Below are 16,241 nucleotides of genomic sequence, written 5' to 3' on the forward strand. Positions count from 1 at the left end.
TTAATTAATTATTCTTAAAGAGCCACATAATCAGGCGCGTGAAACATAAAGTCCGGACCGAGTATCAATAACTAGTTTGTCCCCTTCGTTGACAAAGAAAGGAACACTGACCACGTACCCGGTTTCAAGAGTCGCCGGCTTTGATCCGCCGGAAGCTGTGTCTCCTTTAATCCCCGGCTCGGTTGCGCTCACTTCAAGCACAACAGTATTAGGAAGCACAACTCCAATTGTCTCACCTTCATAAGATTGGATGTTAACTTCCATGTTTTCCTTGAGAAAATGAAGCTGATCCTGAATCTGGCTGGCGTCCAGATCCATTTGCTCAAAAGTTTCCATGTCCATAAACGTGTAAGCGTTACCGCTGGAGTACAGGTACTGCATCTTACGATTGTCTATGCGAGCAGGATTGACTTTTTCACCACCGCGGAATGTTTTTTCCTGAATTGCCCCGGTTCTGAGATTTCTCAGCTTGGACCGGACAAATGCCGCTCCTTTACCCGGCTTAACGTGCTGAAACTCAATGACAGATAAAATATCTCCGTCAACTTCAATGGTTAGACCCGTTCGAAAATCATTTACCGAAATCATTGTCTTCCTCCTTTAAAATACTCCGCACTCAGTGCAGCCCATACCGGCTAAGCCCCTTCCCGGCAGTAAAGAACACTTGTGAAGACAAGACGGTCGCCCCTCAGAATCAACGGATGCAAGCTTTTCCCGTTGGTGAGAGATTGCAGTCGATAGCTGTCCTCACAAGTCATTATTCTAAATCGGTGCAGACTAAAAACCACTCTGAATATTTTACCACAGCGCTACTCTTTTGAATAGTTTTCAGAATTCGGTTTTTCCTCAATATCAAAGGCAATCGAGTAGCCAATAAAAAGTCCATATAATGCAAATAAACAGGCTGTCGTTGTCAATGTATTCCAGCCAATACGGTTAATTGCGGGCAGCCCCGGCAACCAGCGTCTGAGCACAATAAAAACAACTGCCCAGAGAATTAGCCCGTATCCGATGCCGACCCAGACTGATTTCAATTTACTCAGTGTAAATTGAAAAATCAGGGCAATAGGAATTGAAAGCAGACTAAGTCCGGCAATCGCCAGAAATTGACCGGCAATCGCCTTCTTCCACGATCCCAGCGGAAATGGAGCAAAAAGGAGTTCCGGACCAACCGAAGAAAAGTTGAGTAAATGACAGATCATTGCCGTCGTGCTCCATAAAAGGCCGCCGCACAGTCCGATGACTGAAGCACGACCAAGAGATTTTTCAAGTTTGTTTTTGGGAGCTTCTTTCTTTGCTTTCGTTCTTCGAATTTTTCTTGCCATCGCCATGCTCCTCAGAATCATACATACTGACCTAAATTATGCCCATGCCCAAAACTGCTTATGCCCAAAACCGCCAATTCAATAATGTGCAGAGCCAGTGTGAAAATAGAAAAATGGAGGGAAACTAGATTGTTTTCAAGAAATTTTTCTAATATCGGTACTTCTTCCTAGAGGTTTTTGAACATTTCGGGTAGAATAAAATATGTATAAGTAATTCATGAAAATTAATCTATTACTTCCAGAATCGGGCTGATCATTTTATGACAGAAAATCTTCCTATATATGGCGGGCAGGCAGTGATTGAAGGCGTCATGATGGGCGGAAAATATACGACTGTTACTGCTGTCCGCAGAAAAGACAATTCTGTTACTTTTTTCGAATGTGCGAAAAAGCAGTATCCGTCACTGAAGTTTTTGAAAAAGATCCCGATTCTTCGCGGCATCATAGCTATATTTGAAGCAAGTGCGGTTGGGACGAAACATTTAAACTATGCATCTGAGGTTTATGATGAAGAGCCTTCAGAAGATACAAAAATTGAGAAAAAAGCACCAAGAGGCTTAAGTTCCTGGATTGGGCTCACAGCGTTGGGCATTATATCTTTCTTATTTGCTAAATTTGTGTTTACACTTGTTCCGGCGTATGTGGCCAGCCTTTTTGAGCCATGGATCAACGGCAGGGCCGATCAGGTGTTGCTTGAAGGATTTTTTAAAGTGCTCCTGCTTATGGGCTATATTTATTTTATTTCATTGACTCCAATGATGAAAAGACTGTTTCAATATCATGGATCTGAGCATAAAGTAATAAATACCTTTGAAAGCGGCGAAGCATTGACCGTGGAAAATGTGCGGAAGCATTCGAGACTTCATTATCGCTGCGGATCAAGCTTCATCTTATTCACGGCATTAATCAGCGTTTTTTTATACTTTTTTGTACCTACGAATCCCTTATGGCTCCGCCTGGTCACCCGTATTCTTCTGATACCCCTTGATCTTGGCCTTGCCTTTGAAATTCTGAAATTAACAAACAGTGTTCGCAACATACCTGTGCTGCGCTGGCTGGGATACCCCGGACTGTGCGTCCAGCTGCTGACAACTAAAGAACCGAACGATGAACAAATTGAAATAGGGATACAGGCTTTTGAGAAAATGCGTGCCTGTGAGTCCACCATCGAAAAAAACCGACAGTCCTCTCTTAGTCAGGTGCTATAAAAATCTTGCGGAGGTGAATGTCCGTGAAAACTTTTTTCTATTCGCTTGCCTTTTCACTGATCATTGCGCTCGGAATTTTCGGATTGCTTACTAAAATTTTCAGCAACCCGACTGCTCTGCTTGTGCAGTTGATGATTGTTGCCTGTGTCATCGTTGTCGGTCTCTTCTTTTTCAAGCGGCTTGCGGAAGGTACGGGAAACAACGACCAGGCGCTGTATAGAAGAGCGGCAAAACAATCAGTCAGGCGCCATAAAGACTCTGCACTTACCCGAAGGATACGCGGCATTCATCCGTCAAGACTGAAAGTCATTTCAAATGGTTCGTCACGCTCGTTTAAAGAATCACGACAGCCGTCAAAAGATCACGGCCATTTAACCGTCATCGAGGGTAAGAAAAGCAAGAAAAAGAAGAGGGTCTTATTCTGAGTATTTTTTAATAGCGCACTGAAGGATTGGCTGGTCAGCCAATCCTTTTCGCGTTTATAGCAAGAGTTTAATCTGCACCTTTTCTTATCGATATCAATAAGACCATTTTTGCAAAAAACGTTCAGTCTCCTTTGCACCAATTTGGTAAAGCTTATTTTTCTCATCAGATGATATCTGGAAGTCTTTTGTTGTTACACTCTTTACCGGAATCACAATCACATTCGAATCCTTCAATTTTTCTATCGTCCTCTCGTCATGCGCCTCATGCATCGCAGTGAATATTCCGCGGAATAATTCGACTGCATTTTGAATTTTAGGGCGGTTTTCAGTTTCACCGTCTGTTGTCTGAAGGCCAAGAAAAGGTCTGGTGGGCAAACCATCCTCCCGGTCAAATATCCAAATCGGAAAATTACTCAAAATTCCACCATCAACTATGAGCGAGCGTTCTCCATTTCCGTCAAACAGCGATATCGGTTCAAAAAAGAACGGTAAACCGGCACTCATCCTTACAGCTCTCGCTATTGAAAAGGAACCGGGATTAATTCCATAATCCGGCAAGTCGTCAGGAATCACGGTAAGTCTCCCTTTTGAAACATCGGATACGATGATTTTCAATGAGCCTTGCGGTAAGTCGGAAAAAACCGAGATGCCTTTCCGGGAAAGCGCTTCTTCCAGCCAGTCTTCTAGTGAATCTCCACGGTACAAACCCATTTTGAAATAGACACGCAGCCATTTATAAAAGGGAAAGCGGATATAGGCGGGCGCATCGAGCAGCTTCCTAGTATCCATCTCATCAATTAATTTTTTCATCTCGGAAGCTGTGTATCCAGCCATTAAGAGAGCAGCAACGATTGAACCCGCACTCGTCCCCGCGGCCCTTTTAAATCGATAGCCTGATTTTTCAAGCCTGTCAAGTGCACCCGCAAACGCCAACCCCTTGATTCCTCCTCCTGAGAAGACTACATCTATCCACACAGGCCTCCCCCCTTTTAATACATTAAATGATCGACAACACAGAAACAGACCGGAAACAGGAGTTTCCGGTCATCAAATGTAAGTGCACTCTATTAAATTGAAAGGCTATTCATCTAAATCTTCGCTTCTCTCCTTAATTTCGAGCAGCTGATCCACACGTTTTGGATCTTCCTCAAAATATTGGACAACATCGCCGATTCGGTCAATTGAGTCCCAGCTCAAATGGTGCTCGATCCCTTCCACGTCTTTATATACATTTTCTTCACTGACACCAATCAGTTTCAGAAAATCTTCCAGTAGCTCGTGTCGGTACACCAGCCTCTTCCCCATTTTCTTCCCTTTGGGTGTCAGGATAAAGCCCCGATATTTTTCATAAATCAGATACTGGTCCTTATCCAGTTTCTGAACCATTTTTGTCACGGACGAAGAGTGGACATCCAATGCCTCGGCAATATCAGAGACCCTTGCATATCCCTTATCCTGAATCAACCAGTAAATCCGCTCGATGTAGTCTTCCATACTTGGAGTAGGCGACATCATGTCTCCCCCTAACAACATCCCATAGTCACTTCCACCATGTTACTATAAGAGCGCTTAAAAAACAAGAAAGCCTGACCAGCTGTTTTCATTGCTGCAGAGGGGCGGACAAGAATGATTGACGTGACCTTTATAACTGTCTTTAAAAAAATTCAATAAATCGTTATAATGAATTGTGAATAGTTTTGGGGGGAAATTGGTATGTTGGGTTGGATATTTTTTATCGTATTACTTGCTGCATATTTGGGCTATACATTTGCGTCCAGATATTTTTTACGCAAATATCTCACAACATTAAGTGAGGCTGATTTCCGCGCCGGGTACAGGAAAGCGCAGCTGATTGATGTAAGGGAAGCTAATGAATTCAAGAGCGGCCATATTTTGGGGGCAAGAAACATTCCTCTGGAACAAATTAAAATGAGGAAAACAGAAATCCGTCATGATATGCCCATCTATCTGTACTGTTCAAACGGTTCCCGCAGTTCCCGGGCTGCCAGTGTTTTAAAGAAACTCGGTTATAAAAATCTATTCGATCTGCAGGGCGGTTTTAAAAAATGGGATGGAAGAGTTAAGTCAAGCAATTAAATAGAAGGGTTATAAGCCCGGTTCGAACTCATCTCTGCAATTGCCATAAAAAGCGTACATCTCACACACGATGTACGCTTTTTATTTCTATATAGGATTAAGCTCATTGCAGAATAATAAATCAGACTTGAACTGTATTTTTTTGATAGCGAAGGATCGGATGCCGCGCCGCGCGTGTTTCATCCAGACGTGCAATCACTGTTTTATGCGGAGCGTCCTGAACAATCTCAGGAGTTTTTTCCGCTTCATGGCTGATCTCGATCAGATGATCGGCAAAGGCATCCAGAGTTTCTTTTGATTCTGTCTCCGTCGGTTCAATCATCATTGCCTCATCAACAATCAAAGGAAAATAAATGGTCGGCGGATAATAGCCAAAATCAAGCAGCCGTTTTGCCATATCCAGTGTGCGTACACCCATTTTCTTCTGGCGGCTTCCTGACAGCACAAATTCATGTTTGCAGAACTTATGAAATGGTGTTTCGAAATCTTTGGAAAGCCTCTTCAACAAGTAATTAGCATTAAGTACAGCGTCCCTGGAAACTTGGTTAAGGCCTTCTGCACCCATTGAGCGAATATATGCATAAGCTCGTACGTTGATTCCAAAATTTCCATAGAAAGCTTTAACCCGGCCAATCGATAGCGGCCGATCATCATCGAAGCCGTATGTTCCATCTTCTTTTTTTATGATCAGGGGTTTCGGCAAAAACGGAGCCAGTTCTTCCTTAACACCAACCGGTCCGGAACCTGGTCCCCCACCACCGTGCGGGCCGGTAAACGTTTTGTGCAGATTCAGGTGCACGACGTCATAGCCCATATCGCCCGGTCGGGTGATGCCCATGATGGCATTCATATTAGCCCCGTCATAATAAACTTTTCCACCGGCTGCGTGCACGATTCGTGCAATATCCTGAATATGGGTTTCAAAAAGCCCAAGAGTGTTCGGATTGGTCAGCATCAGTGCAGCAGTATGTTCATCCGCCACATGTTTCAGGTCTTCAAGGTCAACCAGGCCGTTTTCATCAGACTTTACAGTCACTGCCTCAAAGCCAGCCACGGAAGCAGAAGCAGGATTCGTACCATGCGCAGTATCCGGGATAATGACTTTGGTCCGCTTTAAATCATGGTTTGCTTCATGGAATGCGCGGATGATCATCAAACCTGTCCACTCACCATGCGCTCCCGCTGCAGGCTGAAGCGTGATCGCGTCCATTCCCGTAACCGCCTCAAGATTGGTCTGCAGACGATACAACAATTCGAGTGCTCCCTGCACCGTTGCTTCATCCTGATACGGATGAATTTTTGTAAAACCGTCCAGACGGGCAACGACTTCATTAATTTTAGGATTATATTTCATCGTACATGATCCCAGCGGATAGAATCCGTTGTCAACACCAAAATTCCGTTTCGACAGGGCCATGTAATGGCGAATGAGCTGAAGTTCCGATACCTCAGGGAATTCAGGTTCATTTTTTCTAAGGTACTCATCAGGAACCATACTGTCAAGAGGCATTTCAGGGATATCAAGTTCAGGAAGGCTGAATGCAATTCTCCCTTTCTTTGACTCCTCAAAAATCAGTGGCTGATTTTGATCAGGCATTGACAATCCCTCCTAATACTTCAGTAAATTGATCAATTTCAGCTTTCGTCCGCATTTCTGTGACAGCAATAAGCATTTTATTTTCCAGATCTGCTGAACCACGTTCCAAATCAAAGCCGCCGATTATCCCTTTCTTCAGCAGTTCCTGATTGATCTCTTTGACGGGTCTTCCACAGTCAACTATAAATTCATTGAAAAAAGGTCCTTCAGTTTCTATTCTGATTCCCACACGCTTTAATTTTTCAGCAGTGTAGTGCGCTTTTTGAAGATTCTGCTCAGCAACCTCCTGGATACCCTTCTTACCAAATGCGACCATTGCTACTGATGAAGCCAATGCATTCAGGGCTTGATTGGAACATATATTGGAGGTTGCCTTGTCACGACGAATATGTTGCTCACGCGCCTGAAGGGTCAGCACATAGCCGCGTTGTCCTTTTTCATCGACCGTTTCACCGACCAGCCTTCCCGGAATCTTTCGAATCAGTTTTTTGGTCACCGCGAAATAGCCGCAATGCGGTCCACCGAAGGATTCCGAAATGCCAAGCGGCTGACAGTCTCCGACAACGATGTCCGCACCGAATGCTCCGGGTGGGGTAAGCAGACCCAAGGCAATTGGATTGCTGGAAACAATAAGATGTGTGTTTTTAACCTGATGAACACTCGCTTCAATTTCCTTTAGTGGCTCAATAAGGCCGTAAAAATTAGGATACTGGACGATGACACATGCTGTTTCTTCATCCAGCTCTTTTTTAAGTTCATGAAGATCAGTCATCCCATGTTCTGCCGGAATAGTGACGACCTCAAAATGGCGGCCATGCGCGTAAGTGTTGAGGACTTCCCTATATTCAGGGTGCACAGTTTCCGAGACGATGATCTTCGAATGTTTTGTCGATCCGCCGGAAAGAAGCGCCGCTTCCGCAAGTGCCGTTGATCCGTCGTACATCGATGAATTAGCCGCGTCCATGCCCGTCAATTCGCAGATCAGCGTCTGAAATTCAAAAATTGCCTGAAGTTCGCCTTGCGAAACTTCAGCCTGATAGGGAGTGTACGCTGTATAGAACTCTCCTCGCGAAATCACGCTGTCGACGACGGCCGGAATAAAATGATCATATACTCCCGCTCCGAGAAATGATGGAAACCGGCCGGCACTGATGTTTTTTTCAGCCAGCCCGGTCAGAAATCTCAAGAGTTCAGGCTCTGACAGAGCTTTTTCAACATTAAGCCTCCCCTTATAGCGGATCTCATCAGGAACATCCGAGAAAAGTTCTTCTTCATCTGCCACACCAATTGTTTTCAGCATGTTCTTCCGATCGTCTTCCGTGACCGGTAGGTATCGAGACCTTGGCATCTTTATTTTCCTCCTCAGCTTCTTTTATAAAAAGGGGTCTTGACAACTTTTGCCTTTTTCCGTTTTCCACGGATATCTATCTCAAGGGCTGTTCCAATTGAGGTATATTTTGCATCAATCAGAGCCAGCCCTAGATTCTTTCCCAGTGTCGGTGACTGAGTTCCTGTAGTAATTTCTCCGATTTTGTTTTCACCATCGTAAACCGCGTAATGGGTACGCGGTATTGCCCGGTCAATCATTTCAACGCCAATAATTTTCCTGGACAGGCCTTTATTTTTTTGGTTGATGAGGGCAGATTTACCGATAAAATCCACATCCTTTTTTGTTTTAACAGCAAAACCAATCCCTGCTTCAAGAGGCGAGATTGTGGCGCTCAGCTCCTGCCCGTAAAGCGGCAGCCGCGCTTCAAATCTTAGCGTGTCACGCGCACCCAGCCCACAAGGCATCAGCCCCTCTTTTTCACCGGATTGCAGCAATTTATGCCAAAGGTGTTCAGCACTGTCCCACGGGCAATAAATTTCAAAGCCTTGTTCACCTGTGTAGCCCGTTCTTGAAATAAGAACCGGAATGGCATCAAGCAGGACATTTTCTTCAAATTTGAAATGGCTGATCGTGTTTAGTTGAAATTCTGTTATCTTTTGAACCACAGATTCTGCCAAAGGTCCCTGTACCGCTAGCAGTGCAATTTGATCCGATTCATTTTCCAGTGTGCCCTCTCCATTAAGGTGGGATTGTAGCCATTCAAAATCTTTATCAATATTTGCCGCGTTAACGACCAGCATGAAGGATGAATCAGTGAGCCGATAGATCATCAGATCATCTACCGTGCCGCCATCTTCATAACACATGGCTGTGTACAAGGCATCCCCCGGATTTGCTTTTGAAACATCATTTGTAACCATCCGCTGCAAAAAATCCTCGGCATGAGCACCTTCCAGCCGAAATTCACCCATATGGGACACATCAAATATGCCCGCCGCATGCCTAACCGCATGGTGTTCCTTCCCGATCCCGGAAATCTGGACAGGGAGTAAATAGCCACCAAAATCGATCAGTCTGGCATCGATTTTCTTATAAGTTTCGTAAAGCGGTGTTGTTTTCAAACCAGACATTTTCCACAGACCCTCCCAAACTGAAATGATTTGCACTTAATGAGCGATGAAATAAATAAAGAAATTAGGACAGGGGAAAACACAGATGTGTTTTCCCCTGTCCTTAAACCTGAAAGTTTATCGCTTCAGTAAGCGGTATCCCCTTTGGTGGCTGCTCCAGCACTCTCCAGAGGTGCGTCTGTCATGAGTCTTTTTGCCTGAGAGATTCACTATTGTTTGCTCCTTCGGCGTCGCATGATTGCGTTCTCTCCCCATGACATCATCCGCAAAACATTCAATTGTTGTTTATCCCATGCCGATACTGCACATACTAACAAATATTATCCTACCATTTAAAACCACTGAAAAGCAATGGTCTTGTTCACAAAATTTTAACAAACAATGGGTGTCTGATATGGAACCAATGATTTTGTTTGACCGTTCATGGCAGGAAGATTTTATCAAAAAAATTGCCGATGACGGGCCGTGGGGAAAACCCGATATGTTTAATCTGGCCTATCAGGCGGAACGCGCACGCGTCATCCCTTCCTTTCACGGTCTGATCGCACCGGCGATGCTGCCACAGCTCAAGCTTCATACTCACCAGATCGAAACGGCAAGGACAGTGATTGAAGAGATGCATGGCAAAGCTATTCTTGCAGATGAAGTGGGACTGGGAAAAACCATAGAAGCAGGACTGATTATTAAAGAATACATGATTCGCGGACTGGCAAAAAAAATACTCATCCTTGTACCTGCTTCGCTTGTGCTTCAATGGGTGGCTGAACTGAACTCGAAATTTTCCATTCCCGCTGTTGCCCAGCGAAAATCCTACGTGTGGAGTCAATGTGACGTCGTTGTTTCTTCGATCGACACAGCCAAACGCGAACCGCACCGAAGTCTTGTCCTTGAGCAAAATTACGATTTTGTCATTATTGACGAAGCCCACAAATTGAAAAATTATCGAACGAAAAACTACCGATTTGTCCAGCTGCTCAAGAAAAAGTTTTGTCTACTGCTTACAGCGACACCGATACAGAACAAGCTAAACGAAATTTTTTACCTTGTATCCCTGCTTAAGCCCGGCTACCTGGGAAATGAAGAAAATTTTTCAAAAACTTATAAATCCGGAAACCAGTCCGTCAGAAATGAAGGAAAGTTGAAAGAACTAGTCAATCAGCTGATGGTTCGCAACCGCCGTGAAGATACCGGGCTTAACTGGCCGAAAAGGATTGTCTCATCGATCGATATTTCATTTTCCAACGAAGAACAAGCCTTTTACCGTTCACTTGCCAGACTAAAGGAATCTGGTATCATTCAGGGTTTTTCTCTGCTGACTCTCCAGAGAGAAGCATGCAGCAGCCGCGAAGCAGCCTTTGTGACGCTTAGCAAAATTTATCGTAAATCAGTTGAGCCGTCTTTCAACCAACTCTGGACCGGCATATTTGAAAAGTTAAACACGGTTCAAAGGAATTCAAAAGCCGAAAAGACTCTTGACCTAATCAAGAAAATTAATGATAAAGTAATTGTTTTTACAGAATATCGAGCAACGCAGCTTTATCTCCAATGGTTTTTCAAGCAGCATGGCATCACTTCTGTTCCATACAGCGGGGGATTCAGAAGAGGAAAAAAAGACTGGATGCGCTCGCTTTTTCAGAGTCGGGTCCAAGTCCTAATAGCAACAGAAGCAGGTGGTGAAGGGATCAATCTTCAATTCGCCAGCCACCTGATCAATTACGATCTCCCGTGGAACCCAATGCGAATCGAGCAGCGGATCGGGCGTATTCACCGGCTCGGTCAGGAAAACGACGTGCACATCTATAATTTAGCGATTCGTAACACAGTTGAAGGCCATATTCTGAATCTGCTTTACAATAAAATTCACCTGTTTGAACAAGTCATTGGTGAACTCGATGAAATTTTAGCGAAAATTAATTTAAAAGACGTCGATAAGCAGGTCCGGCAGATCTTTGAAGAGTCGGATTCAGAAGGCGAACTTCGAATCAAACTGGATAACTTGAGCTGTGTCATTAATTCTGAGAATAATCATCTTGGGGAAGGTGCTCACAATGCAGCAAGCGGAGATTCTTGACTTTCTGACGCGTTTTTTCAGCACATCCGGATGTACCTTGCTTCCGGCAGAAAACCGTGGTCAGGTGAAAGTCAAATTAAGTGAAGAAATGGATCAGCTTCTAATGAACCGGCCATTTTACTGGCATTACATCAAGCAAACCGGCGGTGTTCCCGAAACGGCCACCCTGCTGCTGAGAACGGATGAAAAGTCGGAAGACGGGGAGCTGATTTATTTCGGTTCCCCCCGCCTGCATCAAATTTTCGAAGCTACAAAAAAACTGGCTCCATTTGTTCGAATGTATCAGGAAACCGGAATCCACTCGTCTACCGCACTGGAACCATGGCTTTGCATTAACATGAAGATCAGCGAACAATGCGATTTAAAAAGGGATCGACTCTTTTCAGCCGGACTCCAGCTCATAAACGGCACATTAATTGAAGGTTTTCATGAAGTGCTTGCAAATCTTTCTTTAAGCCCGAAGGCACCCGACTATTGCTATACACTTAGCCCTCTGATTACCGTTCAAAGTGGCATCAAGCGCATTGAAAAGCTGATTGAAACGGAGCTGCAGAATGAACCGACAGAATGGGCCGATGAAGCAGGAAGAAGATGGAACCGTGACCGGATGCTACTGGACTCTTTCTATGAACAGAAAGAGGAAAAACCGGAGACCTATTACATGGAAAAAGAAGCGCTTAAAGCTCAATATCAGCCGCACATTGCCATTCATTTAATCAATGCAGGGCTTTTCTATCTCCAATCTAAATCTTTTCTTCTCGGCACATCTACAGCCCGTTGATCATCTGAAAGACAGGCAAGAGAACGGATGCAAACAATCCAAGTACGAGCCCACCGATAATCAACAAAAGTACCGGCTGAAAGAAGGACAGCAGCGTGCGGATCTTCTCCTCCATCCTTGCCATGATCACTGCGCTGTACTTGTAAAGTGATTCACCCAATACGCTGTTAAGCTGTCCGTGATAAATCACCGTTGTAAGTTCTGGAAGATAGAAGGAAGAATCAGATACTGCCGTCTCGAAGTCTTCCCCTTCAAGCAGAGTTTGGTGAATACGCATTGCTTCAGATTTCAGAAATGCTGTCGTCCCATTTTCAGATAGCGTCGCGACAGCCTGCCGGATTGAAAGCCCCGAACACAGAAGATTCCCGATGTAGAAAGAAAAATGGTGCGTGAGATAGTAACGGATGTAATGGCCTGCGATCGGCAGACGAATGATCGTCTTTAATCGTTTTTCAATTGAAAATTTGCGAAAACGATAGATGGACGCAAGAAATGCAATGACCATGATCAAAAAAAGGAATAAAAAAAGGGGAACATGATCCGCGACAAAGATTAAAATCTTTGTCGTCAGCGGAAGCTCGATGGAAAGTGAAGCATAAAGTCTGCTAAAGCTTGGAAGAAGAAAACGGCCAACGACAAAAACCATTAGACCAAGCATCCAGATCAATAGTAGCGGGTAGCGCAGCAAACGCGCGAGCTTTTCTTTATATTCTTCCCTTCTGAGCATCATCGTCCCCCCTTCTATCAGCCCCGAAGACAGTTTTCCGCCTGCTTCCGCAAAATAAATTGAGCTGCAGATCTCTCTTGGAAAACCCGAAAGCGATAACGCTTCAAATAGGGACGATCCGTTTTTCAACCGGACGAGCATTCTCTCAAGCTCACTGCGAATTTGCAATCGCTGAGTATAGAGCTGGAGGCGAATGGATAACCCCAATGGATAACCATCGCCGAGACATTCACCCAGGCGAATCAGAAATCCGGCCTGTTCTTTCTTAGTCCACTGTTTTAGGAAAGTCAACCCGCGGTGCACCTCCCTTCAGAATCTCTTTTGCAATCCATCCGGCAGCGACCCCTTCTTCCAAATAATCATCGATAGTTTTATACTGCGGACGCTGCGGCCTTCGTGTTTTTGAAGTAAGCAACTCGTAAAGCGGAAGGCCGGCCAGTATTTCAAAAATCCCGGTTCGCTTCGGGTGATGTCTGTTTTCACATTCGGGCGTGCAAACATTTCCACATTCAGGGCATTGAATGGTTACAAGGCGCTCGGCAATTACAGCGACTAACGTTTCTTTTAAATCAAAGCGGGGAATACCGAGTTCCACCAAACGCCGGATTGTCCCCGCTGCATCAAATGCATGCACCGTCGAAAGCACCAAATGTCCAGTTAAAGACGCTCTGACAGCGATTCTTGCTGTTTCTTCGTCGCGGATTTCACCAATCATCACAATATCCGGATCGTGGCGCAAGATCGCTTTGAATCCATCTGCATACGTAAAATTAGCTTTTTCATTGACTTCCATCTGAACGAACGCATCGTTTCTTTTTTCAATAGGGTCTTCAATTGTGATAATACGGGCGTGGTAGCGTTTCTGCAATGCAGACATTAATGTGTAGAGTGTTGTTGTCTTACCGGATCCGGTCGGACCGGAGACGAGGATTAAGCCGTTTTCATAATTCAAAAGTGATGACAGACCATTTACAGCTTCTTTAAAAACAGACAGGTCATTGATGGAGAGGTTTTTGCTTTGGGGCAGTAATCGAATCACAAGGCTTTCGCGATAGGGTGTCGGTAATGTGGACATCCGGAGAGAGAGGGTATCATGTTTTATCACCGTCATCATGGCACCACTTTGGGGAAGCCGGCGCTCGCCAATGTCCATCCCGGATAAAAATTTAAAATGATTAACCATCCTTTCCGCATCGTCAGAAGCCATGATGGCCATTTCATACAAATACCCGTGAATTCTCAGCTCAATGAGTGTGTCCTGACGGCGCGGAATAAAATGGATGTCAGAAGCATCAGCACTGTAAGCGTGTGCCAGAAGCTCTCTGCTTCTTTTTCCGATTTGATTTGATCGTTCTTCCAATCATTCACCTTCTTTAATTATGATTAATAAACAGGTGTTCGAAAAATCCTGGATGAGCGTGGAGCCAAAAATCCGCGATGTAAGCAAAATCGCCCTGAACGATTCCCGGGGAAGGCTCTTACTACTATTTTTTCAAACATACTTAAATATATTTCGACGCCAAAGTGTAAAATCCTTTTTTTATAGAAAAGATTTCATCAGGCGATGACAAAAAGCAGCCCAAAGCTCTCGCGCTGTGCGCCTCAGGCTGCCGGGCCTCATATTCTCACCATTATTATTGAAAAACATTTTTTTACGTTGCCTGCCTGACTGTACATTCATGGTTTTCAGATATTATTTTCATCAAATCATCAGAATGATAACCGACGATCAGCTTCTCGCCATCGGTTAGGATAGGCCGGCGAAGCAGCCTCGGCTCCGAAGAAAGAAGTTGAAGTGCCTCGCTGAGCGGCAGAGCATCAAGGTCTACATTCAATTGTTTATAAAGTGTGCTTCGTGTAGCCAGAATATCTTCCACACCTGACTTCGACAGTTTAACAAGTTCCATCAGTTCGGAAACATTTGGCTTGTCGCGGAAGAGATGCCGTTCTTCGTATGGAATGTCATGATCTTTTAGCCATCCTTTTGTTTTCCTACACGATGTACAGCTTGGATACGTATAAAAAACTAATTTGCCCATCAACTTCCCTCCTCAGCACTTATTTATTCTTTAAATTCCCGTTTGAAGAGTAAATAAACGCATTATTTCAAAGTTTCTTCATTTTTTTCTTTTTTACGCTAAAATTCGACGCTCATTTTAATTTTGAAAAAAGATGACCTGCAGCAACTGTCAAACTCAAAAAGTTTTCTATTTATTTTTTTTATGATTTTATGGCAAACAGAGTCATACACTTTGACATTGAAGTAACCTATCCGGAGAGAGCGATCGATTTTTATCAAAATGTATTCCATTGATCTTTTTAGAAGTTGGAAAGTTGAAGCTCTGACTAATGGCTAATCAAAACCGCACTCGCGATAAAGCAGGTATTGACGGAAGTTTTGAGCTGTGAACGATAGAGAAACAAAACAACGAATGTAGCGGAAAAATTATTGCCCAGCGCGCGATTCCACATGTCGGGTATCTCGCCTAATATGAGAACCCTCAAGGTTTATGTATTCGGCATTTTTCAAAGCACGCTTAAGATTGCTGCTTCCCGGCCCAGTACGGACAAATGAACACATTGCAGCGGAGGAATTACGATGAAGCTTAAATGGTTTCCGGTTTTTTTTCTATTGTATGCATTAGTTTTATCCGGATGTAGCGCAGCGGGCTTGTCAAATCGGATAAACAGCGGAATGATCATCCAAAAAGCTGTATCTCAAAGTGAGAAAATCAAAAACTCTAATTCGGATCTTACCGTCGACTTTTTTATTAAAACAGGACGCCAGTCAATTAGCAGCAAGGTAACTGCCAAGGGGCAAGTATCGTCCAACCCTTTATTTCTCCATCAGCATTATATGTCCGTCCTTAACGGCAAACAATCCATACAAATAGAGGCCTACCTGAACAAAAACGACATCTATGTGAAGTCCGATTTATTGCCGACAGCTGCCTGGATCAGTATGGGGCTCAATCAGGCCGACAATTCCGGTCTCTCATTAATAAAGGAAAGCTTTCAGCAAATGAATTCCGGAACTCAGATAAAACTATTGCAAAAATTCATTAAAAATATCCAAATTAAAGAATCCGCTAATGATTATTCAATCAATTTCACAGGTGACCAAAATGCTATTAAACAATTCGCTATGGAAATCGTAAGGAGCAATATGGACAATCAGCAGGCGCAAAGCGTGAGCGCTGCGGTCAATAACATGAAAATTACAAAACTGGATTATTCTTACGTTGTCGACAAAAAGACTTTCTATCCGAAATCCTATAATTCAGCGATTAAAATCACAGGTGCTGAAAATGGGCAATCAATCGATATATCTGTGACAGTCAGCGGATCGTTTTCAAAAATTAACCAGCTAAATGATTTATCCTTACCTGCAACAGTCCGCTCTGCCTCACGGATCAACTGATCATCTTTTATTTAATAAGACTCTACAGAAAACACCCGGCGCGGGCGATCACACTTACTGAGATCATCACCGTCCGGGTGTTTTATTTTTTTATCGAGTGCTTATTATAGTGCGCGATTTAGAGTGAGC

At 44.0% G+C, this 16,241-nt stretch carries 16 protein-coding genes and 1 riboswitch; of the genes, 6 read left to right on the forward strand and 10 right to left on the reverse strand.

The genetic code is table 11. The features are described 5' to 3' along the window. Positions 1-30: 30 nt before the first annotated feature. Both efp and COP04_RS12070 read right to left on the reverse strand, forming a co-directional pair. Complete coding sequence (gene efp, locus COP04_RS12065) at positions 31-588, reverse strand: elongation factor P (protein ID WP_100488249.1); 558 nt, start codon at positions 586-588, stop codon at positions 31-33. A 221-nt stretch (positions 589-809) separates the two neighbouring features. Continuing rightward, positions 810-1,325: a YqhR family membrane protein gene (locus COP04_RS12070; protein ID WP_100488250.1), complete on the reverse strand. Its 516-nt coding sequence runs from the start codon at positions 1,323-1,325 to the stop codon at positions 810-812. A gap of 260 nt (positions 1,326-1,585) precedes the next feature. Between COP04_RS12070 and COP04_RS12075 the strand changes: the two genes are divergently transcribed. Beyond that, entirely contained in the window at positions 1,586-2,533 is a 948-nt protein-coding gene (locus COP04_RS12075) for a DUF1385 domain-containing protein (protein WP_100488251.1), read from the forward strand. A 17-nt stretch (positions 2,534-2,550) separates the two neighbouring features. Then, the gene (locus COP04_RS12080; RefSeq protein ID WP_239984852.1) at positions 2,551-2,958 is read left to right on the forward strand and encodes an SA1362 family protein; all 408 of its coding nucleotides are present in this window, start codon (positions 2,551-2,553) and stop codon (positions 2,956-2,958) included. A gap of 93 nt (positions 2,959-3,051) precedes the next feature. Here the strand turns inward: COP04_RS12080 and COP04_RS12085 are convergent, their stop codons facing one another. Both COP04_RS12085 and mntR read right to left on the reverse strand, forming a co-directional pair. Continuing rightward, a complete protein-coding gene (locus tag COP04_RS12085) occupies positions 3,052-3,933 on the reverse strand; it encodes a patatin-like phospholipase family protein (protein WP_100488253.1) in 882 nt (293 codons plus the stop codon). Between the two features lie 105 nt (positions 3,934-4,038). After that, entirely contained in the window at positions 4,039-4,470 is a 432-nt protein-coding gene (gene mntR / locus COP04_RS12090; protein ID WP_100488254.1) for a transcriptional regulator MntR, read from the reverse strand. A 201-nt stretch (positions 4,471-4,671) separates the two neighbouring features. On the opposite strand from mntR, the gene COP04_RS12095 reads away from it, so the two are divergent. After that, positions 4,672-5,055, forward strand: coding sequence for a rhodanese-like domain-containing protein (locus tag COP04_RS12095; protein WP_100488255.1), 384 nt, complete (start codon positions 4,672-4,674; stop codon positions 5,053-5,055). A gap of 121 nt (positions 5,056-5,176) precedes the next feature. On the opposite strand, the gene gcvPB is transcribed toward COP04_RS12095, so the two are convergent. Genes gcvPB through gcvT form a run of 3 tightly spaced genes read right to left on the reverse strand, consistent with a single transcriptional unit; the run spans position 5,177 to position 9,112 of the window. After that, positions 5,177-6,652 (reverse strand): aminomethyl-transferring glycine dehydrogenase subunit GcvPB, encoded by a 1,476-nt coding sequence (gene gcvPB, locus COP04_RS12100; RefSeq protein WP_100488256.1) that lies wholly within the window; start codon positions 6,650-6,652, stop codon positions 5,177-5,179. Continuing rightward, positions 6,645-8,000: an aminomethyl-transferring glycine dehydrogenase subunit GcvPA gene (gene gcvPA, locus COP04_RS12105; protein WP_100488257.1), complete on the reverse strand. Its 1,356-nt coding sequence runs from the start codon at positions 7,998-8,000 to the stop codon at positions 6,645-6,647. Before gcvPA ends, gcvPB begins: the two co-directional genes overlap by 8 nt. Before the next feature lie 14 nt (positions 8,001-8,014). Further along, on the reverse strand, positions 8,015-9,112 hold the full coding sequence (gene gcvT / locus COP04_RS12110; RefSeq protein WP_100488258.1) for a glycine cleavage system aminomethyltransferase GcvT: 1,098 nt from the start codon (positions 9,110-9,112) through the stop codon (positions 8,015-8,017). Positions 9,113-9,287: 175 nt separating this feature from the next. Then, positions 9,288-9,375: riboswitch (glycine riboswitch) on the reverse strand. Positions 9,376-9,506: 131 nt separating this feature from the next. On the opposite strand from gcvT, the gene COP04_RS12115 reads away from it, so the two are divergent. Both COP04_RS12115 and COP04_RS12120 read left to right on the forward strand, forming a co-directional pair. After that, positions 9,507-11,183, forward strand: coding sequence for a DEAD/DEAH box helicase (locus COP04_RS12115; protein WP_100488259.1), 1,677 nt, complete (start codon positions 9,507-9,509; stop codon positions 11,181-11,183). Further along, positions 11,161-11,964 carry a YqhG family protein gene (locus tag COP04_RS12120; protein WP_100488260.1) on the forward strand — a complete coding sequence of 268 codons (804 nt, stop codon included), beginning with the start codon at positions 11,161-11,163 and terminating at the stop codon, positions 11,962-11,964. The genes COP04_RS12115 and COP04_RS12120 overlap by 23 nt, the downstream gene beginning before the upstream one ends. Here the strand turns inward: COP04_RS12120 and comGB are convergent. The 3 genes from comGB to COP04_RS12135 form a co-directional block, all read right to left on the reverse strand. Further along, complete coding sequence (comGB, locus tag COP04_RS12125) at positions 11,951-12,982, reverse strand: competence type IV pilus assembly protein ComGB (RefSeq protein ID WP_100488261.1); 1,032 nt, start codon at positions 12,980-12,982, stop codon at positions 11,951-11,953. The two genes, COP04_RS12120 and comGB, sit on opposite strands and share 14 nt — an antisense overlap. After that, positions 12,957-14,051, reverse strand: a complete 1,095-nt coding sequence (gene comGA / locus COP04_RS12130; RefSeq protein ID WP_100488262.1) for a competence type IV pilus ATPase ComGA — start codon at positions 14,049-14,051, stop codon at positions 12,957-12,959. Before comGA ends, comGB begins: the two co-directional genes overlap by 26 nt. A gap of 292 nt (positions 14,052-14,343) precedes the next feature. Further along, a complete protein-coding gene (locus COP04_RS12135; protein ID WP_100488263.1) occupies positions 14,344-14,730 on the reverse strand; it encodes a Spx/MgsR family RNA polymerase-binding regulatory protein in 387 nt (128 codons plus the stop codon). Positions 14,731-15,290: 560 nt separating this feature from the next. On the opposite strand from COP04_RS12135, the gene COP04_RS12140 reads away from it, so the two are divergent. Continuing rightward, positions 15,291-16,112, forward strand: coding sequence for a DUF6612 family protein (locus COP04_RS12140; RefSeq protein WP_100488264.1), 822 nt, complete (start codon positions 15,291-15,293; stop codon positions 16,110-16,112). The last annotated feature ends 129 nt before the right edge of the window (positions 16,113-16,241 follow it).

The organism is Sporolactobacillus pectinivorans (assembly GCF_002802965.1).
GTDB lineage: Bacteria > Bacillota > Bacilli > Bacillales > Sporolactobacillaceae > Sporolactobacillus > Sporolactobacillus pectinivorans.

Coding starts and splice junctions, on each gene's coding strand:
- efp (WP_100488249.1), bottom strand. CDS start 588: ATGATTTCGGTAAATGATTTTCGAACGGGTCTAACCATTGAAGTTGAC.
- COP04_RS12070 (WP_100488250.1), bottom strand. CDS start 1,325: ATGGCAAGAAAAATTCGAAGAACGAAAGCAAAGAAAGAAGCTCCCAAA.
- COP04_RS12075 (WP_100488251.1), top strand. CDS start 1,586: ATGACAGAAAATCTTCCTATATATGGCGGGCAGGCAGTGATTGAAGGC.
- COP04_RS12080 (WP_239984852.1), top strand. CDS start 2,551: ATGTCCGTGAAAACTTTTTTCTATTCGCTTGCCTTTTCACTGATCATT.
- mntR (WP_100488254.1), bottom strand. CDS start 4,470: ATGTCGCCTACTCCAAGTATGGAAGACTACATCGAGCGGATTTACTGG.
- COP04_RS12095 (WP_100488255.1), top strand. CDS start 4,672: ATGTTGGGTTGGATATTTTTTATCGTATTACTTGCTGCATATTTGGGC.
- gcvPB (WP_100488256.1), bottom strand. CDS start 6,652: ATGCCTGATCAAAATCAGCCACTGATTTTTGAGGAGTCAAAGAAAGGG.
- gcvPA (WP_100488257.1), bottom strand. CDS start 8,000: ATGCCAAGGTCTCGATACCTACCGGTCACGGAAGACGATCGGAAGAAC.
- gcvT (WP_100488258.1), bottom strand. CDS start 9,112: ATGTCTGGTTTGAAAACAACACCGCTTTACGAAACTTATAAGAAAATC.
- COP04_RS12115 (WP_100488259.1), top strand. CDS start 9,507: ATGGAACCAATGATTTTGTTTGACCGTTCATGGCAGGAAGATTTTATC.
- COP04_RS12120 (WP_100488260.1), top strand. CDS start 11,161: ATGCAGCAAGCGGAGATTCTTGACTTTCTGACGCGTTTTTTCAGCACA.
- COP04_RS12135 (WP_100488263.1), bottom strand. CDS start 14,730: ATGGGCAAATTAGTTTTTTATACGTATCCAAGCTGTACATCGTGTAGG.
- COP04_RS12140 (WP_100488264.1), top strand. CDS start 15,291: ATGAAGCTTAAATGGTTTCCGGTTTTTTTTCTATTGTATGCATTAGTT.